Annotated in this window: 16 protein-coding genes; 13 read left to right on the top strand and 3 right to left on the bottom strand. The window is 47.2% G+C overall.

The annotated features are described in order from the left end of the window. Window positions 1-143: 143 nt before the first annotated feature. From JGK22_RS12530 to JGK22_RS12495, 8 genes are all read left to right on the top strand, one after another. Window positions 144-2,381 carry a PAS domain S-box protein gene (locus tag JGK22_RS12530; RefSeq protein WP_293183176.1) on the top strand — a complete coding sequence of 746 codons (2,238 nt, stop codon included), beginning with the start codon at window positions 144-146 and terminating at the stop codon, window positions 2,379-2,381. A gap of 149 nt (window positions 2,382-2,530) precedes the next feature. Then, on the top strand, window positions 2,531-2,860 hold the full coding sequence (locus JGK22_RS12525; RefSeq protein ID WP_293143313.1) for a hypothetical protein: 330 nt from the start codon (window positions 2,531-2,533) through the stop codon (window positions 2,858-2,860). A gap of 521 nt (window positions 2,861-3,381) precedes the next feature. Continuing rightward, window positions 3,382-4,911, top strand: a complete 1,530-nt coding sequence (gene psbB, locus JGK22_RS12520) for a photosystem II chlorophyll-binding protein CP47 (protein WP_293183178.1) — start codon at window positions 3,382-3,384, stop codon at window positions 4,909-4,911. Window positions 4,912-5,320: 409 nt separating this feature from the next. Continuing rightward, on the top strand, window positions 5,321-5,416 hold the full coding sequence (locus JGK22_RS12515; protein ID WP_083622085.1) for a photosystem II reaction center protein T: 96 nt from the start codon (window positions 5,321-5,323) through the stop codon (window positions 5,414-5,416). Between the two features lie 394 nt (window positions 5,417-5,810). Next, entirely contained in the window at window positions 5,811-6,422 is a 612-nt protein-coding gene (nrdR, locus tag JGK22_RS12510) for a transcriptional regulator NrdR (protein ID WP_293183214.1), read from the top strand. A gap of 343 nt (window positions 6,423-6,765) precedes the next feature. Then, window positions 6,766-7,953 (top strand): 30S ribosomal protein S1, encoded by a 1,188-nt coding sequence (locus JGK22_RS12505; RefSeq protein ID WP_293183180.1) that lies wholly within the window; start codon window positions 6,766-6,768, stop codon window positions 7,951-7,953. A 635-nt stretch (window positions 7,954-8,588) separates the two neighbouring features. Further along, window positions 8,589-12,791 carry a chemotaxis protein CheB gene (locus JGK22_RS12500; RefSeq protein WP_293219061.1) on the top strand — a complete coding sequence of 1,401 codons (4,203 nt, stop codon included), beginning with the start codon at window positions 8,589-8,591 and terminating at the stop codon, window positions 12,789-12,791. A 274-nt stretch (window positions 12,792-13,065) separates the two neighbouring features. Then, window positions 13,066-13,809 carry an HAD family hydrolase gene (locus JGK22_RS12495; protein WP_293192233.1) on the top strand — a complete coding sequence of 248 codons (744 nt, stop codon included), beginning with the start codon at window positions 13,066-13,068 and terminating at the stop codon, window positions 13,807-13,809. 130 nt (window positions 13,810-13,939) lie between these two features. Here the strand turns inward: JGK22_RS12495 and JGK22_RS12490 are convergent, their stop codons facing one another. Then, window positions 13,940-14,431, bottom strand: coding sequence for a GNAT family N-acetyltransferase (locus tag JGK22_RS12490; protein ID WP_293183186.1), 492 nt, complete (start codon window positions 14,429-14,431; stop codon window positions 13,940-13,942). A 406-nt stretch (window positions 14,432-14,837) separates the two neighbouring features. Next, the gene (tsaD, locus tag JGK22_RS12485; RefSeq protein WP_293183188.1) at window positions 14,838-15,920 is read right to left on the bottom strand and encodes a tRNA (adenosine(37)-N6)-threonylcarbamoyltransferase complex transferase subunit TsaD; all 1,083 of its coding nucleotides are present in this window, start codon (window positions 15,918-15,920) and stop codon (window positions 14,838-14,840) included. 342 nt (window positions 15,921-16,262) lie between these two features. Between tsaD and JGK22_RS12480 the strand changes: the two genes are divergently transcribed. The 4 genes from JGK22_RS12480 to ilvN all read left to right on the top strand — a co-directional run bounded on the left by JGK22_RS12480 (window position 16,263) and on the right by ilvN (window position 19,072). Next, window positions 16,263-16,751 (top strand): Photosystem I reaction center subunit III, encoded by a 489-nt coding sequence (locus JGK22_RS12480; RefSeq protein ID WP_293183190.1) that lies wholly within the window; start codon window positions 16,263-16,265, stop codon window positions 16,749-16,751. A gap of 122 nt (window positions 16,752-16,873) precedes the next feature. After that, window positions 16,874-17,002 (top strand): photosystem I reaction center subunit IX, encoded by a 129-nt coding sequence (psaJ, locus tag JGK22_RS12475; protein WP_293183192.1) that lies wholly within the window; start codon window positions 16,874-16,876, stop codon window positions 17,000-17,002. Window positions 17,003-17,314: 312 nt separating this feature from the next. Beyond that, window positions 17,315-18,127: a carbon-nitrogen hydrolase family protein gene (locus JGK22_RS12470; protein ID WP_293183194.1), complete on the top strand. Its 813-nt coding sequence runs from the start codon at window positions 17,315-17,317 to the stop codon at window positions 18,125-18,127. A 426-nt stretch (window positions 18,128-18,553) separates the two neighbouring features. Next, window positions 18,554-19,072, top strand: coding sequence for an acetolactate synthase small subunit (gene ilvN / locus JGK22_RS12465; protein ID WP_293128958.1), 519 nt, complete (start codon window positions 18,554-18,556; stop codon window positions 19,070-19,072). Between the two features lie 301 nt (window positions 19,073-19,373). Here ilvN and JGK22_RS12460 read toward each other — a convergent pair whose 3' ends face one another. After that, window positions 19,374-22,913 (bottom strand): GGDEF domain-containing phosphodiesterase, encoded by a 3,540-nt coding sequence (locus tag JGK22_RS12460; protein ID WP_293205701.1) that lies wholly within the window; start codon window positions 22,911-22,913, stop codon window positions 19,374-19,376. A gap of 266 nt (window positions 22,914-23,179) precedes the next feature. Here JGK22_RS12460 and JGK22_RS12455 point away from each other — a divergent pair, with 266 nt between their 5' ends. Then, window positions 23,180-24,187 carry a zinc-dependent alcohol dehydrogenase family protein gene (locus JGK22_RS12455; protein ID WP_293196658.1) on the top strand — a complete coding sequence of 336 codons (1,008 nt, stop codon included), beginning with the start codon at window positions 23,180-23,182 and terminating at the stop codon, window positions 24,185-24,187. Window positions 24,188-24,614 lie beyond the last annotated feature (427 nt).

The following is a 24,614-nucleotide window of genomic DNA, read 5'->3' as shown; positions in this document are numbered from 1 at the left end:
CATCTCGGCTTTCAGGTTGAGTTTGTGGCAAGCAACTCTGTTTCTCTATTCAATGCCTTCTCATATTCTTGTATGTTGGGTTAAGACACTCCCAATCAACCTACTTTATGTGAGCCATTTCGTTGATTTTCAAACATAAAAATATGCAGACTCAGCCAAAAAGCAAAGTATTAATCGTAGACGACCAACCCGCTAATATTAACATATTATCATATTTCTTAGTGGAATACGGATTTGAGATTTTTGTAGCTACAACGGGAGAAAAAGCGCTGGATAGAGTCACAAAAATCTTGCCAGATATCATTTTGCTAGATGTGATGATGCCGGGAATAGACGGATTTGAAACCTGCCGCCGCCTGAAATCAATAGATGAAGTTAAGGACATTCCCGTAATTTTTATGACAGCTCTTTCCGAGGCTGCGGATAAAGTGAAAGGGTTGACTTTGGGTGCAGTAGACTACATCACTAAACCGCTGGAGCACGAAGAGACGATCGCCCGCATCAACGTTCACCTACAACTGCGAAACCTCACCAAACAATTAGAACAACAAAATATGCTGTTGCGATCGGAAGTGCGATCGCGCCAATTAGCCGAGTTAGCCCTGCGCTTTTCCGAAGAAAAATTTGCCAAAGCTTTTCGCAGCAGCCCCGCCGCCATGACAATCGCCACACTGGAAAAGGGATACTTAACGGAAGTCAACCAGAGCTTTTGCAACCTCACCGGCTATTTTCCCGAGGAAATCTTGGGAAAAACCGATCGCCAAATCAATTTATGGGAGAATTTGGGCGATCGCGATCGTTTCTTAGAAATCTTGCACATATCCGGCAGTATTTACAAACAAGAATTCCAGTTTCGTACCAAGTTCGACAATATCAAGTGTGTCCTCATATCCGCAGAAATCATTAGCATTGGCGACACCAACTGCATTCTAATGATGACTTACGACATTACCGAGCAAAAGCTTGCACAAGAAACCTCATACCGCCGCGAACAAGAATTCAGGGCCTTAGCGGAAAATTCCCCGGATATGATTGCCCGATTTGACAAGCAACTGCGCCACCTTTACGTCAATCCAGCAGCCGAATTAGCGACAGGAATCCCCGCCGCAGCATTCACGGGTAAAACCCATCGAGAGTTAGGAATGTCTGAGGAAGTGGTGATGCTCTCGGAAGCAGCTTTGTGCGCCGTATTCGCTAACGGCACCGAACAGTGCTTTGAGTTTAATTTTCTCACAAAATCAGGCACTAAATTTTATCAAGTTTGCATGGTTCCTGAATTTAAGCGCGATCGGATAATTGCATCTGTCTTATCTGTCAGCCGCGACATCACCGCTGTCAAACAAGCCGAACTGGAACTGCGAAAAAGCGAACTGCGGGAACGAGAAAAAGCTACTCAATTAAAATTAACATTAGACAATCTCCGACGCACCCAATCCCAACTGATTCAAACGGAAAAAATGTTAAGTCTCGGGAGAATGGTAGCAGGAGTTGCCCACGAAATTAACAATCCCAATAGTTTTATTTTGGGCAATATCAATCCAGCCCGCCACTATTTCCAAGATTTAAACAACCTCCTGGAACTTTACAAAAACAAATATCCAGAACCCGGAGCCGAAATACAACAACTCGCTGAGAGTATAGATTTAGATTTTTTGCAAAAAGATTGGTCGCGGCTAATGCAGTCAATCGAGTCTGGAGCATCGCGCATCCAACAAATTGTTGAATCGTTAAAGTTTTTCACAAAGCTCGACGAATCCGGCATCAAAGAAGTAGATATCAATCAAAATCTCGATCACACTTTACTATTCGTCCAGCACCGAGCGGGAGGTAAAGGTGTTAGCAAAAAAAGCGGGAGCAGCATTATTTCTCAAGAGATTGAGGTAATAAAAAACTACGGCAACCTGCCGGAAGTTCCCTGTTACAGCAGTCAGTTGAATCAGGTGTTTGCCAGTTTGCTAAATAATGCCATTGATGCCCTAGAAACTCAACCTTACCCCAAAATAGAGATTCATACTGAGCTGGAAACAGCAGAATGTTCGGGAGTTGGCAAAGGCAAAGCAGCAAGAGCTTACAATCAGTTGTCAGCGACAATTACTCCCGAAAATTCTCCCAGTCAATTCGCAGTGATTCGGATTGCTGACAACGGTATTGGCATGAGTGAAGCAGTGGTAAAAAAGATGTTTGACCCGTTTTTTACCACAAAACCTGTAGGGAGTGGCACGGGATTGGGTTTATCTATCAGTCACCAAATTGTTGTCGAACAACACGGCGGTCAAATTAGTTGTATTTCTGCTCCCGGTAAAGGGACAGAATTCGTTGTGAAGATTCCTTTACAACAGGTAACTTGCGATCGGGAAACTCGACACCCGGTTTCTTTGTAAGTCAGTCAGTAGGATGCCGATCGCAGGGGAAAATTCTTAAGTAGGCGATCGCCACATTATTGTACCCGCACTCGGCACCCTAACATAACTTCCTTCTTGCTTCGGCCGAATGCTATAACAAAAAAATAATTAACAAGCGCACACAGCAAATGAAATATTTCTTCTTATCCGACGGCTGGAAAGTGGGGCGCGTCTGGGGAGTTGGCGGCGAGTGGACAGCAGCCGGCTGGAGGCGCCAGCCAGACATCCAACAGCTCAAGCTCTCCCTGTTGGATCGCAACGAAAAAATGTGGCTCTACCGCGTAGAAGACGCCGTGCTCATGGTAGAAGTCAAACCCTGTGCCCCTCCCGATCCCGCAGATCCGGCAAAAAATATCGGCAGCGTCACCCTCACCAGACTGATCGATGCCGAGCAAGTCCTCGAACGCCTCGGGACGATCGCCACCCGCTGCGAAATCGAGAACCCGCAATTAATGTAAGGCCGAACATATTGCAATCGGTTCTAACACTCGATACACTTCTTTAAATAACTTTCATTTTTATGCCTCCACCCCTGTGAGGGTTTAAAACAGTAGCCGAAAAATCTAGACTTGTCTAGATTTTTCAGACTTTGACGATCGCCGAGCAATAAATCGTTATAAACTGGAAAAACGCTTGATTGGTGCGGGTTGCTAAAGCTGACTGGGCATGAAAACCACAGAAACACACTTGGCACAAATTAATCATCAAAAAATCAAATATGGAAGTCCTCTGCTAATAAGGGCAGTCTCTAACTGGGAAGATTAGGCCAACCTGAGCAATCAGGAAGCTTATAGCACTTGATCTAGGCTAAACATAGACCGCTAAGTTTGATTTACAGATTTCTGTAGGTTTTTAGAAGCGGTAGAAAGGATTCGGCACTCGTCAGAATTTACAGCCCGCAGGTAACTGCACGGCATTGAGAATCTGATTTTTCCGTCAAAATAGACATCATCACTTACACCTTGGAGAACCGCAGTCAATGGGACTACCCTGGTATCGCGTACACACAGTCGTCTTAAATGACCCAGGTCGATTGATTTCTGTACACTTAATGCACACTGCCCTCGTGGCTGGTTGGGCCGGCTCAATGGCCCTTTACGAACTAGCAGTTTTTGACCCCACAGACCCAGTTCTTAACCCGATGTGGCGTCAAGGGATGTTCGTGCTACCCTTCATGGCTCGCTTAGGAGTCACCGGTTCTTGGGGCGGTTGGAGCCTCACCGGCGAAACTAACGTCGATCCGGGCTTCTGGTCTGTTGAAGGCGTTGCTGTTGCTCACATCATCCTCTCCGGTTTGCTGTTTTTAGCAGCAGTCTGGCACTGGGTATTCTGGGATTTGGAACTCTTCAGAGATCCTCGCACCGGCGAACCAGCCCTCGACTTGCCAAAAATGTTTGGCATTCACTTGTTCCTCTCCGGCTTGCTGTGCTTCGGCTTCGGGGCATTTCACCTTTCCGGACTTTTTGGCCCGGGAATGTGGGTTTCCGACCCCTACGGCTTGACCGGTCACGTCCAACCAGTGGCGCCTGCTTGGGGCCCTGAAGGCTTCGATCCGTTCAATCCCGGTGGCATCGTCGCTCACCACATTGCAGCGGGTGTAGTCGGCGTAATTGCCGGTTTGTTCCACTTGACTGTGCGGCCGCCGGAACGTCTTTACAAAGCCCTGCGGATGGGTAACATCGAAACTGTACTTTCTAGCAGTATTGCTGCTGTGTTCTTTGCAGCTTTCGTGGTTGCGGGTACGATGTGGTACGGTTCTGCTGCTACTCCGATCGAGCTTTTCGGCCCGACTCGCTATCAGTGGGACGGCAACTATTTCCAACAAGAGATCGATCGCAGAGCTCAAGCTAGCTTGGCCGCCGGTCAAAGCTTCCAACAAGCTTACGAGCAAATTCCCGAAAAATTGGCTTTCTACGACTACGTGGGCAACTCTCCTGCTAAAGGTGGTTTGTTCCGTGCTGGCGCGATGGTCAACGGCGACGGTATTGCTAAAACTTGGTTGGGCCATGCAGTATTTACTGACAACGAAGGTCGGGTATTGTCGGTACGACGCCTCCCGAACTTCTTTGAAACTTTCCCAGTAATTTTGACGGACAAAGATGGGGTCGTTCGCGCTGACATCCCCTTCCGCCGTGCTGAATCAAAATACAGCTTTGAACAAAGCGGAGTTACTGTCAGCTTCTACGGTGGCGAACTGAACGGTCAAACTTTTAAGAATCCTTTAGATGTTAAGAAGTTTGCTCGCGCCGCCCAACAGGGTGAAGTATTTGAATTCGATCGCGAAACCTTGAATTCTGACGGTGTTTTCCGTACTTCAACTCGCGGTTGGTTTACTTTCGGACACGTTTGCTTTGCTTTGCTGTTCTTCTTCGGCCATATCTGGCACGGTTCTCGGACTATTTTCCGCGACGTGTTTGCTGGAGTTGAGGCTGACCTGGAAGAACAAGTCGAGTGGGGCTTGTTCCAAAAACTGGGCGACAAGAGCACAAGAAGAGAAGAATCTATCTAGTTTTCTGCCGCCGAAGAGTACATCGGGAAACTTCCCCGGTGCACAAAAACCCGGTTTCTTCAAGAAACCGGGTTTTTTTAGTTATTGACACTCCCCGACCTTAAGGTACGGGGATTCTTAAGACATTTCTGTCAAAATATCCCGCGCAAGCGTGGGTTCCCAGGCTGACTACATTTGCAGCCTAGCTGCGTAGTCATATCTCCTCAAAAATGTTTTGGGCGTAGACTTTCCCCCAGTCCGGGGGTAGGTTTTTACATCTTGTCTGGTCTAGTTATTCTACCATATTCATTTGTTAAGATGGATTTGTTATTTTACTTAACAATGTAAAAAAGTCGTCCGATCGGGACGGGGTTTTCAACCCAATTTTCTGATAAAATAATACGGCAAGGGAAGATAGGGAAAATTTAACATGGAAAGCGTTGCTTACATTTTGATTCTGGCTTTAGCCTTAGGTGTACTATTTTTTGCGATAGCCTTTCGGGAACCACCCCGGATTGGCAAATAATTAGCTATACGCTGGCAGCCAAGGGGTGTCAACAATGGCCTCAAAACCTTTGTATCTCTTGTTTATAGCAGAGTCTCGATCCCCTAAATCCCCCTTAAGAAGGGGGACTTTGAGAGAATTTCCGCCCCCTCGATAGTCAGGGGACGAAAGATAAAACTGCTGTCCTCCCGGATAGTGGGGGGACGCAAGACACTCTTGTCCCCCCGACCTAAGGGGGGCTAGGGGGGATCGGGCCTAGCCATCAAACAGCAGTCTAGAACTAGGTTTTAGCTCAAGTTGAGACACATCCTCAGCACTGTATCCTCAGTAATTTTTCTAGTCCAGCTATTCATCAGACCCCCGGGCGGTTAGATGAATGGCAATTTGCTGGCAACACCTGTTAAAATCAGCAATCATGCGCTGTTCCTCCTGCCAACACACAAATAGCCGCGTTCTCGAATCGCGTTCAGCCGAATCTGGTCAAAGCATCCGTCGGCGGCGCGAATGTTTGAGCTGTCAGCACCGCTTCACAACTTACGAACGCATAGAATTTGTGCCGATTACGGTGATTAAGCGGGACGGGAAGCGCGAATCTTTCGATCGGTCAAAATTAGTCAGAGGACTGGTTCGGGCCTGCGAAAAAACAGGTTTGTCTTCGGGACAGCTCGAAACCCTCGCAGAAGAAATCGAAGCCCAACTGCAAGGTCGATCGCTCCGGGAAGTCACGAGTTCTAACATTGGAGAATTAGTATTATTACATTTGCGGCCACTCAGCGAAGTCGCTTATGTCCGTTTCGCCTCTGTATATCGGCAATTTCGGGGCATTCGAGATTTTGTCGATACCCTGAATCACCTTCAGAGTCCCCTTGACGCAGCTTTGTGCCCAGAAACTGGGCCAGAAAATGAATCGGATTTGTCGGAACCGGATGAGTCGTGCGATCGAGCAAACCAGGAATCCTGCGTTATGTCAATTCCGGTTGCACCCTCAGTTGACTCAGGACACGGCAATGCCGTATCCCTACCCTAAAATAATCCATCGGGTAGGGACACGGCACTGCCGTGTCCGGATGCTTCTCAGGCAACTCAGGACACGGCAATGCCGTTTCCCTACCTAAATTAATTTAAAAGCAGTATGCCGATAAGGTATAATAATCCACTGGACTCTGAATGTTAAAAATCAAACGCTTTAACACAGAGTTGGAATTAAGAGCAATGGCAAGCGCCGGTGTACGGTTGCACCGGGCAAAAGTTGGCAAAAACTGACTTTCGTAAAAGATTTTGCAAGAAGTTAACCACTTTTTCAGCAAAATCTCTAGTATCTGCCTGCAAACGAAAAACATGAAGGAGAGAAATCCTAGGAAACTATTCGCATGGTCAATACCAAAACCACAGTCAAAGACATCGGCTTTACTCACGAAGATTTTGCGGCCTTACTTGATAAATATGACTATCACTTTAGCCCCGGCGATGTAGTAGCGGGTACAGTTTTTAGTATAGAACCGAGGGGCGCTCTGATTGATATCGGTGCTAAAACAGCAGCGTACATTCCCATTCAGGAAATGTCGATCAATCGAGTCGAAAGCCCTGAAGAGGTATTGCAATCAAACGAAACCAGAGAATTTTTCATCCTCACCGATGAAAATGAAGACGGACAATTAACCTTGTCCATTCGACGCATTGAGTATATGCGCGCCTGGGAAAGAGTGCGACAACTGCAAGCAGAAGACGCTACAGTTCGATCGCAAGTATTTGCCACTAACCGTGGCGGCGCACTGGTGAGAATAGAAGGGTTGCGAGGCTTCATTCCCGGTTCTCACATCAGCACCCGCAAACCGAAGGAAGAATTAGTCGCCGAAGAATTACCCTTGAAATTCTTAGAGGTAGACGAAGACCGCAACCGCCTAGTATTAAGTCATCGTCGCGCCTTAGTTGAGCGCAAGATGAACCGCCTCGAAGTCGGGGAAGTGGTCATCGGTACAGTACGCGGTATCAAGCCCTACGGTGCTTTTATCGACATCGGCGGCGTCAGCGGCTTGCTACACATCTCGGAAATTTCGCACGATCACATCGATACGCCTCATAGCGTGTTTAATGTCAACGACGAAGTGAAGGTGATGATCATTGACTTGGATGCCGAAAGAGGCCGGATTTCTCTCTCCACCAAACAGTTGGAACCGGAACCGGGCGCGATGGTCAAAAATCGTGAATTGGTATACGAGAAAGCTGAGGAAATGGCTGCTAAGTTCCGTGAAAAAATGCTGGCCCAAAAGCAAGCTAAAGCTGGGATAGAAGTTCCTGCTGATTCAACTGATGCCGATGAACTCTCCGATGAAATACTCGAAGATGTGCCCTCAGCAATGGAAGAAGATTTGCCGGAAGAAACAACCGCAGCAGTCACGGAAGCTACACCCGAAGTAGTCACGGAAGCTACACCCGAACCAGTCACGGAAGCTACATCCGAACCAGTTACGGAAGCTACATCCGAACCAGTTACGGAAGCTACACCCGAAGCAACATTAGAGGTATCCTCAGAAATACCTCCGGTGACAGTCGAATAATATCGGCATCACCAAGAAATTGGGTTTGAAGCCCCGTCCTTCCAGGACGGCTTTGTGCCAGAATGTAGGTGGTTGAAATCCCCGCCGTATAGTGCAGCGATATATACTCATCAGAGTTGAAACCGGGACTGCTCAAGAAATAGGGAAAGACTGAAGGGCAATGGTTATAATCCAACCTGGAAGCAAAACAAAAGTATTGTTAGTTAAAACAAAACGATACATATAGTCGGGATAGGGCATTGCCACGACTCTAAACGGACATGGAGGAAGAGTAAGACAACCGGGCGTTGCATCATCCGATGAAGTGTCAAGAATCCCCGCTCGTTTACGACGGGGAGTATGTCAATGTTATTAATTAAGGAGGGTATACCCTCTTTTTTTTTAAGTAAATTTTTACAAAGAAAGAATATGAGTCAATCGATCTTCTGTTAACAAAGAGATTGAGAAAATTTGTAGGGGTAGTGGACGGTGCGTGCCTACCCTCCTCTCCTCATCCACTATTTTGTAGGTGTTTCAGGGATGGGGCGGGCACGGGGGCACCGCCCCTACAGGAATAGGGCGGGCACGGGGGCACCGCCCCTACAGAAAATTAAACAGCCCTGATTGACAAATACGGGGTTTTTCAGGAGATTTCTATGAGCACCTCCGAGACAAATATACCCGAATCGATCGCACCATCGGCGATCGACGAGGCAGAGCAAAACACAGTAGAAGCCCCGTTTCCCATCGTTGGGATTGTCGCCTCAGCCGGAGGGCTAGAAGCATTCACAGAGTTTCTGGGCCACTTACCTGCCGATACGGGCATGGCATTTGTGCTAATTCAGCACCTCGATCCCAATTACAAAAGCCTGTTAAGCGAAATCCTCGCCACAAAGACAGAAATGCCTGTTAGTCAGGTGGAAGACGGCACGACTGTAGAGCCAAATCAAGTATATATAATTCCGCCTAACACTAAGATGACTCTCGTGGAAGGGGTGCTGAAACTTACACCCCGCGAGAAAGTTTATGGAAAATATATGCCGGGAGATGCGTTTCTGGTGTCCTTGGCTGTCGATCGCGGACACAAGGCGATCGCCATAATATTATCCGGGGGAGACGGAGACGGTTCGCTGGGAATCAAGGCAATCAAAGCAGCCGGTGGCTTGACATTTGCTCAATGCGAAGCCTCGGCAAAATTCGATAGTATGCCGAATACCGCAGTTGCCACAGGTGATGTAGACTTCGTTCTGCCCCCTCAACAAATTGCTCAGGAATTGGCAAATCTCAGTGGCAATCCCTGGATTTCTTGCCCGATATCGACGATCGCGGTTGCAGTATCACCCGAACAAAGTGATGTCCGGGCAACTATTTTGGGACTGTTGCGATCGACCACAGGCGTTGATTTTACCCACTATAAAGTCGCTACGGTCGATCGACGCATCCAGCGACGGATGCTGTTATACAAGCTGGAACGATTGGCAGATTACGCCCAATATCTGCGAGACTATCCGGCTGAAGTCCATGCTCTGTATCAAGAAATCCTGATCCACGTCACCAGTTTTTTTCGCGATCCAGAAGCCTTTGAACAGTTAAAAGAGCTGGTTTTTCCCACGATTACCCAAAATAAATCGGCAGAAATTCCCATCCGGATTTGGGTGGCGGGATGTTCCACGGGAGAAGAAGTTTACTCGATCGCGATTTGTTTGTTAGAGTTTTTGAGCGATCGAGCTCCCCTACCACAGATCCAGATTTTTGCCACAGATATTAGCGAAGCGGCGATTAGCAAAGCAAGGTCTGGCTTCTACTTAGAAAACCAGATGATCGACGTTTCAGCAGAGCGCCGGGCTCGCTTCTTTCTGGTGGAAGGAGGAGGCTATAAAATCAACAAAACAGTCCGCGAGCTGTGTATATTTGCCAGACAAAACTTAGGCAGCGACCCGCCTTTTTCCAATCTCGATCTAATTAGCTGTCGCAATGTGCTGATTTACTTAGCAGAGCCGTTGCAAAAACGAGTGATTCCGATTTTTCATTACAGTCTTAACCCGACTGGCTTTCTCCTATTAGGCACTTCTGAGAGTATCGGAAAATTCTCATCCTTATTTGATTCAGTACACACAAAGTGCAAAATTTATGCTAAAAAATTGACTGAAAATAGTCCGATATTTTCGTTTTCGACGAGTTCTTATCCCGTCGCTAAAGTAGATGAATCTGAGCAAATGAATGAAAACGATCCAGATTCATTTGACTTACAGCGATACACAGACCAACTGATTTTGAATCGCTATGCCCCAGCAGGTGTGGTTGTCAACGAACAGATGAACATTCTGCAAGTGCGGGGAGACACCAATGCTTACTTGAGACTGACACCAGGGATTCCCAGCTTAAACTTGCTGACAATGGCAAGGAAAGGCTTGCTGATCGAGCTTCGCACTGCAATTTATCAGGCACTGATGCAGAACGTAATTGTCAGAAAAGAAGGGATCGGGGTGGAAACGGGCGATCGATCGAGTCTCGTCAATCTTGAGGTGATTCCGTTCCAGCCTGCGACAGTCGAATCACGCTACTTGTTGATTCTATTTGAAGAAGCTTTAGCCACTGCGATTAACCTCAATAACGTCAATTCTGAGAGTTTGGAGCCTGGTGATTTAGAGGCTGAGATTGTGCGGCTGAGGCAGACGCTTGTCACCGCTAACGAAGAAAAACTTGCGGCTCAAGCGCATCTGCAAGCGGTAATTCATGAGCAGGAAAATCTCAACCAAGATATCAAAGTTGCCAACGAAGAAATCCTATCGAGCAACGAGGAGTTGCAAAGCACCAACGAGGAACTAGAAACTGCCAAAGAAGAGATTCAAGCTACCAACGAGGAACTGATCACCACCAATGAGGAACTTCGCAGTCGAAATATTGAACAACACCAGGTCAATAATGACTTAATAAATTTGCTTGGTAGTATCAATATCCCGATTTTAATCCTGACAAATGATTTACAGATTCGACGCTTTACGCCAATGGCAAAGCAACTTTTTAATCTGATTACTACAGATATTGGACGACCTTTTAGCGATATTCGTTCCTCTCTTGATGTTCCTAATTTGGAAGCAATGATTTTGGAGGTGATTGATACTCTCCAGACGAAAGAACAAGAAGTCCAAACTCTAGCGGGATATTGGTACAACCTCCGCATTCGTCCTTATCGCACGACGGAAAACCTGATTGACGGTGTGGTAATGGTTTGGATCGATATTGATGCTCTGAAACGTAGTGCCAAAACCTTAGAGTTGGCCCGAAATTATGCTGAAACGATCGTCGAAACTGTTCAAATACCTTTAGTCGTGCTGGATGCTAATTTACAAGTGAACACTGCCAATCGATGTTTCTATGAAACATTTCAGGTTTCATCCCCAGAAACAGCGGAATTTTCGCTGTTTGAATTGGGAAATGGGCAATGGAATATCCCGAAACTGCGATCGATCTTGGAAGATATTCTGGTGAGTGATGTTCAGCTTCAAAACTTTGAGTTAGATCACGTATTTGAGCAGATTGGCCAGAAAACTATGCTGCTGAATGCTTGTAAACTGCAACGCGAAGACCAAGGTTTAATGATTTTGTTGTCGATCGAGGATATCACCGATCGCAGACAGTTTGAGATAGAGCGATCGCAGCTATTGATGCAGGAGAAGTCAGCCCGTCAACAAGCAGAAACCAGCAACCGTGCTAAAGATGAATTTCTGGCAAATCTCTCCCATGAACTCCGTAACCCCCTAACTCCGATCCTGGGATGGGCAAAATTGCTGCGCTCTGGCAAGCTGAATGAAGCAACGGCTAGTCGCGCCCTAGAGGTGATTGAGCGGAGTGCGATCGCCCAAAATCAGTTAATTGAAGATATTCTGGATATTTCCCGGATTACGAGCGGTAAGCTTCATCTCGATATTAGTCCGATCGATCTGGTGGTGGTGGCGCAAAATGCGATCGACGGGGTTCAATTATCAGCGGATGCCAAAAACATCCAAATGGTTGCTCAGTTGAGTTCTGCGACTGTTTTAGGCGATGCTGACAGGTTGCAACAAGTCCTATGGAATCTGCTATCTAACTCGATTAAGTTTACCCCATCGGGTGGACGAGTGGAAATTGTCTTAGAGGCGATCGACAGTCATGCTCAAATTCGAGTCAGCGACACCGGAAAAGGCATTCTGGCAGAATTTTTGCCGTATATATTCGATCGTTTCCATCAAGGAGATTCCAGCACTACCAAGGCTAATCAAGGGCTAGGATTAGGTTTGTCGATCGTGCGTCATCTAGTAGAGTTGCATGGGGGAACAGTGCGGGCGGATAGTCCGGGTGAAGGACAAGGAACTACGATAATTTTGAGGTTGCCGCTAGTTTTAATAGCCCAAGAATCAATACAACCTAGTAATTTGCAGCCAACTGTATTTACACTACCCCTAAACACATTGAAAGATAGTAACCGCTGCCTTGAAGGCTTGCATATCTTAAGCGTAGATGATGATATCGATACCCGTGAGTTATTGAAATTTGTGCTGGAAGACTCCGGGGCCGAGGTGTTGACGGTGGGTTCTGCAAAAGAGGCGATCGCGGCTTTGAAGGAAAACCTTGACAAATATGACGTGCTGATATCTGATATTGGAATGCCAGAAGAAGATGGATATTCTTTGATGGAACAAGTGCGATCTCTTGATGCCGAAGCTGGTGGAAATATTCCAGCCATTGCGCTTACTGCTTATGCTAGCGATGGAGAACGGCAAAAGGCGATCGATGCAGGTTTCAACAAGCATATTGCTAAGCCTGTGAAGCCTGTTCAACTCGCATTAATCATTGCGGAGCTAGCGGGAATATCTTAAATAATCTTGGACATAAGAGTCGGCGGTTGAAACCGCGTCTATACAAACAAAACCCGCCTCCGCGGGTTGAAGAATGCCGGTTAAAATTACCTTGTTTTCTTCAGTCCGCGGAGGCGGACATCGTTTGTGTAGACGCGGTTTCAACCGCCGTCTAATCTCAGACATCGTTGATATAGACGCGGTTGCAACCGTACGTCCGATCTAAAAACAATTGCCAAAAATAGCACAATATGAGACAATACAATAAAATACAAAAATTAAGGAGTTTTGATTCTTGGTAACTATTAAATGTCGAGGCATTAGCTTCTCTAATATTCAAGCCGTAATCTTTGACAAAGATGGTACTCTAGAGGATTCTCAAGAATTTTTGAGACATTTAGGGCTGAAACGATCGCGCCTCGTAGATGCTCAAATCCCAGGCGTTGGAGAGCCATTACAAATGGCTTTCGGCATCGAAGTTGGTAAAATCGACCCCACGGGCTTGCTAGCAGTCGGTAGCCGCCGGGAAAACGAAATTGTGGCGGCAGGATATATCGCGGAAACTGGCAGAGGATGGATAGAATCTTTAACTATTGCTCAACGCGCTTTTGATGAAGCCGACCAAATGTTAAAAAGTAGTCCACCTTCTCCTTTGTTTGTTGGCAGTTTGGAAGTATTAAAATCTCTGTGTGAAGCTGGCTTGAAACTAGGAATTCTTTCGGCTGCGACAACAAAAGCGGTAGAAAAACTTGTGAAAGCTCACCAATTAAGCGAATATATTCAGTTAGAAATGGGTGTAGATTCTGTACATCTGAATAAACCCGATCCGAAACTATTTTTGTTAGCTTGTGAAAGACTAGGAGTAAATCCCGCAGAAACTTTGATGGTGGGAGATTCGGCGGGTGATATTCAGATGGGGAAAGATGCTGGCGCGGCTGGCTGCATCGGGATTTGTTGGGGGAATGCCCAGGTTAGTCATTTGGAAAAGGCTGATGTGGCGATCGCATCTTTGGATGAAATTACAATTTTAGCAGATTGAGCAAACATTCAGATCAATGGAGACGGAGGAGACGGCAGTGCCGTGTCCCTACCGCGATCAATTGTAGGGACACGGCACTGCCGTCTCCTCGCTTGTCACCTGACGGCGCAGCCGGAATTGATATCAGTCCCTACAAACAACGCAAACCCAAAATTATCACATCTCTTTCAACGCCATCAAGTTCGGCGACTTGCGGCATATATCCCCACTGCTGAAACCCAAATTTCTGGAACAACGTTAGACTCGGCTGATTGTGAGCAAAAATTATTGCCATCAGGGTTTTAAGTCTCAATTCTGGACTCCGCGCAATTGCCGATTGCAATAATTTTTGTCCAATTCCGCAGCTTTGGCGATCGGGCGCGACGTAGATACTAATTTCTGCGGTATGCTGATAGGCTGCACGTCCGTAGAAAAGCTGAAAACTCAGCCAGCCGACGATTTTTTTTTCTGATTCCATTACCCAAATCGGCAAAGAATAGGGCGAGTGTTCTCTGTACCATGCGAGGCGGCTTTCGACTGAGACTGGTTTTAAATCTGCTGTGGCCATTCTCCCCGGTATTGCTGCATTGTATATTTGGACAATTGCGGATAAATCGCTTTCTACTGCGTCGCGGATTTTCATGATTTAAGAAAGAGTTGACAGTTGACAGTTGAGAGTCGTAGGGTGTGTCGCCCTCAAACATTCCCAAACAAATATCGACAATCTTATGGCGACGCACTTGGTACAATTTATCTCTTGCAAAAATACAAAGCACTCCGCCCCAACCCTCCCCTTGAATCAGGGGAGGGGGTAAGATTATTCTTGTTTCCCCCCTTGATAAGGGGGGACTAAGGGGGGTAAATTTGACTTTTGCAAGAGTTCTAATTTATAAAAAATTTTGCTACCATAAATTTTCGAGTTTGTTGCATCAAATATGGTATAAGGTTCGTCGCTACAAGATTTGCGATCGACTTTTAGGCATTTTTGAGGGCGACACACCCTACAAATACTTCCTTTGTACAGACGCGGTTTCAACTGTACGTCGGATCTAAGCATCAACATTCAGATTGTACAGTTCCATGATATCGCTAACAGCCATCCGCGAATTGGCTCCCAATGTTAGCGGTGATGTGTGTCCTCGCTGAAAGTGTTCTGCCGCCGCACAGCCGATCATTGCTGCGTTGTCCGTGCAATATTTTAATGGGGGAAACAATACTCGCAAGTTGTGCTTAACTGCGGCTGCTTGTAAATGTTTTCGGAGTCCGCTGTTGGCTGCGACTCCGCCGCCGACTACTATGGTAGTGAGTCCGAAATTTAGCGCACAGTCGATCGCTCTTTTGGTTAAACCCTTCGCTACTGTTTCCTGAAAACTCGCCGCAATATCATTAATTGTAGAGGCAGCCAAGACGCCTTCGCCACCGGCATTAATATCTAGTTTTTTGAGTTTCTGCACTAACTGCAAAACTGCTGTTTTCAACCCGCTAAAACTGCTGTCGTAGGGATGATATCCGCCACCAGGTAGGGAAATTCTGCCTTCAGGTAGGGGGTATGCTTGGGGATTTCCCAGGGCGGCCAATTTGTCCATCAGCGGCCCGCCGGGATATCCTAGCTGCAACAGTCTGGCGACTTTATCAAAAGCTTCGCCCGCCGCATCGTCGCGCGTTTGTCCGACTGTTTCGTAAACGCCGCAATCTTTAACATAAATTAAACTGGTGTGTCCCCCGGAAACTAACAAGCACAAAAACGGCGGCTGCAAGTCTGGTTCGATTAAGTAAGAAGCGTAGATGTGCCCTTCGAGGTGGTGGACGCCTAAAAAAGGTTTTTGGTGGACTATTGCCAAGCTTTTCGCCGCTGTCAGCCCGACTAACAATGCACCTACTAAACCGGGGGCACAAGTCGCTGCAATGCCGTCAATTTCTGACCAACTCAGGTTGGCTTCACTCAGACACTGGGCAATTACCTGATTTAGCATTTCTAGGTGACTCCGCGAAGCCACTTCCGGGACTACCCCACCGTACTGCTCGTGGATTTTAATTTGTGATGCTACAACATTGCTGCAAACTTGACGATTCTTAACAATTGCCGCTGCTGTTTCGTCACAACTTGTTTCGATCGCGAAAATGGTTGCCATTAACTGGTAATTTTATTTGATAGGTTAGCTATTGCTAGCTTAACGAATTCGGCGCAAGTCCCCCGGCTCGATCTGTTCTCAGGTTATTGCTTGCGGATATTTGCCAGCCGTTGGAGTGGGTCGGAGGCGATCGAATTATAATGCAAGCTGTGGAATATCCTAGCGGTATTACTAAGCTCTCGCACTGACCTATGAAACCCGAATCCCTCATTCTTTTGGGCTTTGCCGCCTCTATGATGGAGACTTTACACCCTCAGCAAGTGCGGTAATCTGGATTCGCGATCGGCAAGTTGAAATGCTTGTACAAAAACTTATTGTTTTGTAACAAAAGGAAACAATTTCATGCGACGATTGTTTGCTGCAATTTTAGTGGTTAGTCTGTGGATCAGTTTTGTTCCAGTTGCTTCGGCTTACAATTTAGTGCCGTGCAAGGACTCTCCCGAATTCAAGGAACTGGCTAAAAATGCACGTTCTACCAATGGCGATCCGGCATCTGCCAAGGCAAGATTCGAGATGTATTCTCAAGCTATGTGCGGCCCGGAAGGATACCCGCACTTAATCGTAGACGGCAGCTTGGACAAGGCTGGCGACTTTTTGATTCCTAGCGTGCTGTTCTTGTATATTGCTGGTTGGATTGGTTGGGTAGGCCGCGCTTATCTGCAAATTGCCAAAAAATCTGCAACTCCAGAGGAAAAAGAGATTATTATCGACGTTCCTGTGGCAATCTCCTGTATGCTGACTGGCTTTTTGTGGCCTCTGGCAGCACTCAAAGAAATCACCACTGGTGAAATGTTTGCCAAGGACGACGAAATTACTGTTTCCCCCCGCTAAAATAGGGAAATGGAGCCAAGGCTAATAGCTAACAGTTAATCGATTAACTGCAAGTTAGCAATTAGTGTCTTACCGAGCGATCGGCAATTACCAACTGTCTCGAATTTTCAGGAGCAGAATTCATGCAATATTTTCTCAAGTTTCTTTCAAGCGCACCAGTATTGGCAGCACTTTGGTTCTCTATTCAAGCTGCGGGTTTGATTGAATTTAACCGCTTTTTCCCTGACTTGCTTTTCCATCCGATGCCTTAAGATTTGACCGGAATTAGGTCTCAAAAATTAGGGCAAAAAAGTTGAGAGTTTTGAGTTTTGAGTGATGAGTTAAAGGTTAATTTAAAGCTCAAACATCAAAACTCTCAAACTCTATAGACTTTCTCAGTAACATGAAGTGGGCATAGGGCATGGGGCATAGGGCATGGGGCATGGGGCATAGGGTATGGGGCATGGGGCATGGGGCATGGGGCATAGCTACTAAGAACCAAGAACCAAGAACCAAGAACCAATAACAACTAACAACTAACAACTGACAACTGACAACTGACTAATGACTAATATTGTGAATCGATGAAGTCTTATCTCGCCGCAGCAATTCAAATGACTAGCTTGCCTGACCTGCAAAAAAATTTGGTGCAGGCAGAGGAATTAATCGACCTGGCAGTGCGTCGGGGTGCGGAGTTAGTTTCCTTACCAGAAAATTTCTCGTTTATGGGAGAAGAGGAGGAGAAGATTGCTCAAGCAGAGGCGATCGGACTCCAAAGCGAAAAATTCCTCAAAACCATGGCCCAGCGGTTCCAGGTGACGATTCTGGGCGGCGGATTTCCCGTGCCGACGGATGGGGGGAAGGTATACAATACTTGCTTGCTAGTAGACCCAAACGGTAGCGAAGTGGCAAGGTACAAAAAAGTACATTTGTTTGATGTAAATGTGCCAGACGGGATTACTTACAGGGAATCAAACACGGTGAAAGCTGGTGAAGATTTGCCGCCGGTTTATGTGTCGCCGGAGTTGGGGACGCTGGGACTTTCGGTGTGCTATGACGTGCGGTTCCCGGAAGTTTACAGGCATTTGTCGCACAAGGGTGCTGATGTTTTGTTCGTGCCGGCGGCGTTTACTGCTTACACTGGCAAGGATCATTGGAAGGTTTTGTTGCAAGCGAGGGCGATCGAGAATACTTGTTATACGATCGCCCCAGCGCAGACTGGACACCACTACGGCCGCCGTCAAACTCACGGTCACGCGATGATTGTAGACCCTTGGGGTGCGGTTTTGGCGGATGCCGGAGAGGAACCGGGTGTGGCGATCGCAGAGATTAATCCCGATCGGCTAGAACAAGTCCGCCGCCAAATGCCCTCATTGCAACACCGGGTTTTTATGTAAGTTATGGTGGCTTGGTACTTCGCAGTTTTGTCACCAATTGGTGTCAAAATTGCAGTTTTCGCCAGCCACCAGACTTGAAAAGTTTTTTCTGCCATCGAGTAATTGTGTACGTTCGTACACAAAAAACTTGGATCGGGTGCCGTCAGCACCGGGTTGGGGCGGGTTTAAGGTTGAGATCGAGCCGATCCCCCCTAACCCCCCTTAAGAAGGGGGGGACAGGAGTGCTATCAAAGTCCCCCTTGTTAAGGGGGATTTAGGGGGATCGAGACTGCGGTAAAAGCGAAATTTATCAAGAGCTTTTTTCTCGGACATGAAGGGCCAATAACTCGGGATAAAATGTCTAAGGCAGGTTCAATGGGCGTGCACTTCTGCTAAAAGGCGAATGGGCGACAGTAGAATTGCACAAAATGCGTCTTTTTTGGAGAAATGAAACACACTCTTTCGGTTTTAGTTGAAGATGAAGCGGGTGTCCTCACTCGAATTGCTGGTTTATTTGCCCGTCGGGGTTTTAATATTGAAAGTCTGGCAGTTGGCCCAGCAGAGCAAGTGGGAGTGTCTCGGATTACGATGGTTGTACCGGGAGATGACCAGATTATCGAGCAGTTGACCAAGCAACTGTACAAGTTGATTAATGTGCTTAAAGTTCAGGATATAACGGAAATTCCGTGTGTGGAACGGGAGTTGATGTTGCTGAAAGTTAATGCTGCTAGCGGGACGCGATCGGAGATCATTGAGTTAGCTCAGATTTTTAGAGCGCGAGTGGTGGATATTGGTGATGATACGCTGACTTTGGAAGTTGTCGGAGATCCGGGTAAGATGGTGGCGATCGTCCAGGTTCTAAATAGATTTGGGATTAAGGAAATTGCTCGTACTGGAAAAATTGCTATGACTCGGGAGTCGGGCGTAAATACGGAGTTTCTCAAGTCTTTGGAAGCGAAAGTTTAAAGAAGAAGGAAGAAGGAAGAAGGAAGAAGGAAGAAGGAAGAAGGAAAAAGTCAACCCCCATGCCCCCCTGACAGGTGTAGGTTTTCCCCTGGCAAAACCCAGCAAATCTAGACAGTGCAAAGGTTTTGGGCTTTTGCCTCTTAAAATTTCAAACTCTTATGGGATAAGGCTTTTACCCAAAAACCTACACCCGTCAGATGCCCCCCCCAAGGGGGGAAATTCAGGAAGAAGGAAGAATGTTTTAACTTCTAATTCCCAATTCCCGATTCCCAATTCCCGATTCCCAATTCCCAATTCGCGATTACCATTTGGGTTGACTTTCGATCAAACCTGTGGCTGTGATGGTGTCTACAGGCTTTGAGAAAAAGTATCCCTGTCCGTATTCGCATTGCAGCGCTCTGAGCAAGTTAAGCTGTTCGATGGTTTCTATTCCTTCAGCGATCGCATCCATGCCTAAATGACTGGCTAAGATCAAAATAGTCTGTACAATAGCTTCGTTTCCTTCATCTTCAGTCATGCGGCTCACAAAAGCTCGATCGATCTTTAAGGCATCAGTGGGAAAAGTGTGCAGGCGGCTCAAAGAAGAATAGCCTGTGCCAAAATCGTCAATATATAATTCAATTTCTAAATTTTTCAATTGGGAGAGGATAGCGGCGGCTGATTCGGCATTGTCCACGATCACGCCTTCGGTAATTTCTAACTTTAAAGTGCGGGGGTCAAGGTGAGTTTCTTGTAAAATCTCACGAATGCGATCGATTAAATCCGGCTGTTTAAATTGTTCGTTAGAAAGGTTGACGCTGACTGTCAACGGCGGATTTGCGGGGAATTTTTCGTGCCACTCGTGGATCTGACAGCAAGCCGATCGCATCATCCACCAACCAATAGGTACAATCAATCTAGTTTCTTCTGCTACTAAAATAAACTCACCGGGAGCTACTAAACCGCGCTGGGGGTGATACCATCGCAGCAGCGCTTCAAAACCGCTGATTCTACCGCTAGTTAGAGAGACGATGGGCTGGTAGTAAAGCTGAAATTCCTGGGAGTCTAGAGCGCGCCGCAATTCGTTTTCCAGTTGCAAAAGGGCGACGGCGCGAGTGTGCATACTTAAGTCGAAAACTTCGTGGCGAGCTTTGCCCAATCCCTTTGCGTGATACATGGCAGCATCTGCATCTCGCAGCAGTTCTTCTGGTCGATCGTACAATATTCGGAATGGGACGGGAACAGGAGAGTCGGGAGATAGGCAAGACAAAGCAGTTTCCCGATCGACATGGACGAGATTTCCTGGACTAGAAAATTCGGAAAAATTGTTGGGATCCTGTGGCAAACCGGAACAAACAATGCCAATGCTAGCACTGCTAAAAACTTGATATTCGTTGAGGTAAAAAGGCTGTGCCAGTTCCGCTTGCACTCGTTCGGCAATGTGGATCGCATCATCGGTGTTTTTGATATTTTCCAGCAAAATAGCGAATTCGTCGCCGCCGAGACGGGCAACAGTATCTCCAGCCCGCAAACAGATTTCCAGGCGCTGGGCGATCGCGATCAGCAAGCGATCGCCCACTAAATGCCCCAAACTGTCATTAACCACCTTAAAGCGGTCTAGATCGATAAACAGCACCGCAAACAAAACCTCGGGACGGCGTTTTGAAAGCTCGATCGCGTGTCCCAAACGATCCATAAATAAAGCTCGGTTGGGCAAACCCGTCAGCGTATCGTGCAAAGCATCGTGTACTAACTTCTCTTCAGCTATTTTCCGCAGAGTGATATCTTCGACAGTACCTTCGTAGTAAAGCAAATTGCCACCAGCGTCGCGAACAGCCCGGCCGTTTTCGGAAACCCAGATAGTAGTTCCGTCAGCGCGGTAAACTTGGGACTCGAACTCAGACACAGAACCGTGTTTTTCGATCGCACCCAAGAACTCGACGCGGCGGTTGGGATCGAGGTAGAGTTGGTGCTCGATATCGTGGATGTTTGCGATCAGTTGGGTTGCCGACTCGTAGCCGTAAATTCTGGCTAAAGCCGGATTGGCACTGATATAGCGTCCGTCAGCACTCGTTTGAAAAATTCCCTCGATCGCGTTTTCAAAGATGCTGCGGTATTTTTCTTCGGCTTGTTGCAGCGCGAATTCTGCCTGCTTGCGATCGCTGATATCTGTCAGCGTGCCGAGATAGCCCAGAACTGCTCCATTGTTGTCAATTTCCGGCACTGCTTGCCAAAATACCCAGGTTGTGAGGTCGCCGTTGCAAAAGCGGTACTCTAACTTACAAGGCAATTTATCTTTGACAGCGCGATACCACTGGCTCAAAATGCGATCGCGGTCTTCGGGATGCAAACTTTGGGCCCAACCTTCGCCCAATGCCTTTGGCGCAGTCAGTCCCGCCATCTCCAAAAATCGCTCGTTGACATACAAACAATCTCCCGCAGCGTCGGCGCGGAAAATCCCGACTGGCAGTATTTTAGCTAAAGTGTAATAGCGGTATTCGCTTTCTAGCAGGGCGCTGGCAGCTACTTTAGTCTCTGTGATATCAAACATTGCGCCTTGAAGGATGACGGAGTTGCTGGCTCGATCGCGAACTGCGATCGCTCGATCGCGGAACCAGACAATTTTACCGTTGCGGGCGATCGCGCGGTATTCTGACACCAGCGGCCCGTCGCTAAAAATATCTTCTCCCTCGGTAAATTTCTGTGTAGCGTTTTCAACTAACACGCGATCGCGGTCTTCTGGGTGAACGAGTTTCAGCCACAGATCTGGGTCTGCCTTCCATTCAGCTACAGAATAACCGAGAAAAGTCTCAATTTGCGGGCTGATGTAAAGTTTGGCAGCGCTGCGGTTGAGGGGAGAAATGTAGGTGACAGCCGGCATTTGTTCTACAAGCGCGCAGTATTTCGCTTCTACGGTGCAGAGTGCTGCTTCTAGGCGCTGCCGCTCCAATTCGGCAGCCGCCCGTCCGGCAAAGATGCTAATAATTAGCTGAAATTTGGCAAGATGTGATTCTAGTAGGGGGCGATCGTGGAAAATACAAATAATGCCCAAAGGTTCGCCGTAGGAGTTTTTCAGCAAGATTCCCAGGAAGCTGCGCGAACCTGTAACGATCGGTCTGCGGTCTTCAGGAAAGGTTTCCATGAGGCGGTCTGGACAGGAGTACATTCCCTGCTCAAACACCAGCGCTTCGGGAGTATTGGCAGTGTTGCACTCAAAGTTTGGCTGTGGCTGTCCGTCGCTCCAAAAACTGATAACTTGTAATTTATCGGGAGTTAGATCGGCGCGTTCGATCGATTTAATCGATTTGGCAGCAATGGCGCTGCGAACTCCTAGTGCTGAGGCTAAGTGGGGAACTAAGGTATCAAAGAATTGTGTCCCCCCGGGCGAATTAGTACCTGCCAGGATGTCACCTAGCAAGTCTTCCTCTAATTGCGGGGAAGTGGTGGCTTTGGGAGGGTTGTCGTTAGGAGGGCTATCGGCATTTTGGTCGATCGAACCCTCGATGCTCAGACTAACGGTTTTGCTGGTGGAAGGCCCTACAAGAGGCGAAGAATTCACAGTTGGGCGTTGTTGCTGGGCTAAGAATAGATTGTAGCCAATACCTAACAGTTTACCCAAGAAGCTGTCAGCGATCGCCAACAGATTTGAGTTGGGGAAAATCAACAAGTTTTTCCTAATTTTCAATCTCGCAGATAAATCTGGCTGTAATTCTGCCAACTGCGGTTGCTCTTCGGCAGTTGGCAGACTGGGATGCCTTCGGTGCCACTTGAGATAAATCGCGATCGCGAAGACTAAAGTCGCCGATAATCCCAGAAGGTATGCAAGAATCTCAAAGTAAAAAAATAAATCTAGCTCGAACATCGATTAGCACCGCTCGACAATTATAGTAGTTAGCAGAAAGAATTGGTTTAAAGCCGGAATCCCGATCGGGAGAAATTAAAATCAGATTATTCATCACTCCAATCCTCGGACTTCGAGATAGAGGTAGCTGTCCCAAGTCAACTGTCAATTGTCAGTTGAATTAAAGGCAGTCTATATTATTAAAAATAACTAAGTATCGTCACGGATGAGTAACGAATACAAGGTAGGATTGGAGGTGAAGGCGAAAATAGAGTTAATACCCTGCTATGAAAGCGATCGTTTTTGAAACTCCCGGAAGCCCATCCGTATTGAAACTGCAAGATATCTCAGCCCCTACTATACAAACAGAAACTGAAGTTTTGGTGCGGTTGCGGGCGGCGGGGATCAATCCGATAGATACTAAGTTGCGATCGCGCGGCACATTTTACCCCGAGAAAACTCCTCACGTTTTGGGGTGCGACGGTGCTGGAGTGGTAGAAGCTATCGGTGCTGAGGTGCAGAGTGTCCAAGTCGGAGACGAGGTTTTTTTCTGCCACGGGGGTTTAGGCGGGTCGATCGGTACTTACGCTGAGTTTGCCGTTGTAGACGAACGTTTTCTCGCCATCAAGCCTGCTGCTTTAAGTTTTGTTGAGGCGGCGGCTGCACCCTTAGTTCTAATTACAGCATGGGAGTCGCTGTACGATCGAGGGCGCTTGCAAGCCGGTCAGAAAGTGCTCATTCTAGCAGGTGCAGGCGGTGTCGGCCACGTCGCGGTACAGTTGGCTTCGTTGCAGGGTGCTGAGGTTTGCACTACTGTTAGTTCCGAAGCAAAAGCCGAGTTTGTACGGCAGTTAGGTGCAGATTCAGTTATTTTATACAAAAATACGGATGTTGTCGATCGGGTTTTGGCTTGGACTGAGGGCCAAGGAGTTGATTTGGCTTTTGATACAGTCGGGGGAGAAACTTTTTACCAAACTATTCCGGCTGTGAAGATTTACGGAGATTTGGTAACAATTTTGGAACCAGATCCGGCTTTGGGCAATTTGAAAACAGCGAGAATGCGGAATCTGCGGATTAGTCTGGAGTTAATGTTAACTCCGATGCTGCAAAATTTGGTGGAGGAACAGCAACAGCAGGCAAAGATTTTGCAGCAGTGTGCTCGTTTGTGCGATCGTAATTTGCTCAAAATTCACGTCAGCCAAACTTTCCCGCTAGAACAAGCTCAAGCAGCGCATGAGTTGTTAGAAAAAGGTTCAGTAACGGGTAAAATAGTGCTTGAAATTGCGGGCGATTGAGATTCCCGGCGAATCGAATTCGGCCTGGGGCGACTAATAAATGAATTGAGAGAGCGCCGCTCCCCAAAATTCTTACTATAGCGGTTATCAGAAACATAAGGTAAGTTGTTGGGCTTAAGCCCTCTTAGAGGTAAGTTGTTGGGCTTAAGCCCTCTTAGAGGTAAGTTGTTGGGCTTAAGCCCTCTTAGAGGTAAGTTGTTGGGCTTAAGCCCTCTTAGAGGTACGTTGTTGGGCTTAAGCCCTCTTAGAGGTACGTTATTGGGCTTAAGCCCTCTTAGAGGTACGTTGTTGGGCTTAAGCCCTCTTAGAGGTACGTTGTTGGGCTTAAGCCCTCTTAGAGGTACGTTGTTGGGCTTAAGCCCTCTTAGAGGTACGTTGTTGGGCTTCAGCCCTCTTAGTTGAAATGGTTATATAAGCTACCAGTCAT

It is taken from the genome of Microcoleus sp. PH2017_08_TRC_O_A, from assembly GCF_020738665.1.
Classification (GTDB): domain Bacteria; phylum Cyanobacteriota; class Cyanobacteriia; order Cyanobacteriales; family Microcoleaceae; genus Microcoleus.
Note: the sequence above shows the minus strand (reverse complement) of the source record. Positions and strands in the feature narration are given on the sequence as shown.

What these genes read in the sequence shown, in the direction of transcription:
- JGK22_RS12530 (WP_293183176.1), top strand. Translation starts at nt 144, where the DNA reads ATGCAGACTCAGCCAAAAAGCAAAGTATTAATCGTAGACGACCAACCC.
- JGK22_RS12525 (WP_293143313.1), top strand. Translation starts at nt 2,531, where the DNA reads ATGAAATATTTCTTCTTATCCGACGGCTGGAAAGTGGGGCGCGTCTGG.
- psbB (WP_293183178.1), top strand. Translation starts at nt 3,382, where the DNA reads ATGGGACTACCCTGGTATCGCGTACACACAGTCGTCTTAAATGACCCA.
- JGK22_RS12515 (WP_083622085.1), top strand. Translation starts at nt 5,321, where the DNA reads ATGGAAAGCGTTGCTTACATTTTGATTCTGGCTTTAGCCTTAGGTGTA.
- nrdR (WP_293183214.1), top strand. Translation starts at nt 5,811, where the DNA reads ATGCGCTGTTCCTCCTGCCAACACACAAATAGCCGCGTTCTCGAATCG.
- JGK22_RS12505 (WP_293183180.1), top strand. Translation starts at nt 6,766, where the DNA reads ATGGTCAATACCAAAACCACAGTCAAAGACATCGGCTTTACTCACGAA.
- JGK22_RS12500 (WP_293219061.1), top strand. Translation starts at nt 8,589, where the DNA reads ATGAGCACCTCCGAGACAAATATACCCGAATCGATCGCACCATCGGCG.
- JGK22_RS12490 (WP_293183186.1), bottom strand. Translation starts at nt 14,431, where the DNA reads ATGAAAATCCGCGACGCAGTAGAAAGCGATTTATCCGCAATTGTCCAA.
- tsaD (WP_293183188.1), bottom strand. Translation starts at nt 15,920, where the DNA reads ATGGCAACCATTTTCGCGATCGAAACAAGTTGTGACGAAACAGCAGCG.
- JGK22_RS12480 (WP_293183190.1), top strand. Translation starts at nt 16,263, where the DNA reads ATGCGACGATTGTTTGCTGCAATTTTAGTGGTTAGTCTGTGGATCAGT.
- psaJ (WP_293183192.1), top strand. Translation starts at nt 16,874, where the DNA reads ATGCAATATTTTCTCAAGTTTCTTTCAAGCGCACCAGTATTGGCAGCA.
- JGK22_RS12470 (WP_293183194.1), top strand. Translation starts at nt 17,315, where the DNA reads ATGAAGTCTTATCTCGCCGCAGCAATTCAAATGACTAGCTTGCCTGAC.
- ilvN (WP_293128958.1), top strand. Translation starts at nt 18,554, where the DNA reads ATGAAACACACTCTTTCGGTTTTAGTTGAAGATGAAGCGGGTGTCCTC.
- JGK22_RS12460 (WP_293205701.1), bottom strand. Translation starts at nt 22,913, where the DNA reads ATGTTCGAGCTAGATTTATTTTTTTACTTTGAGATTCTTGCATACCTT.
- JGK22_RS12455 (WP_293196658.1), top strand. Translation starts at nt 23,180, where the DNA reads ATGAAAGCGATCGTTTTTGAAACTCCCGGAAGCCCATCCGTATTGAAA.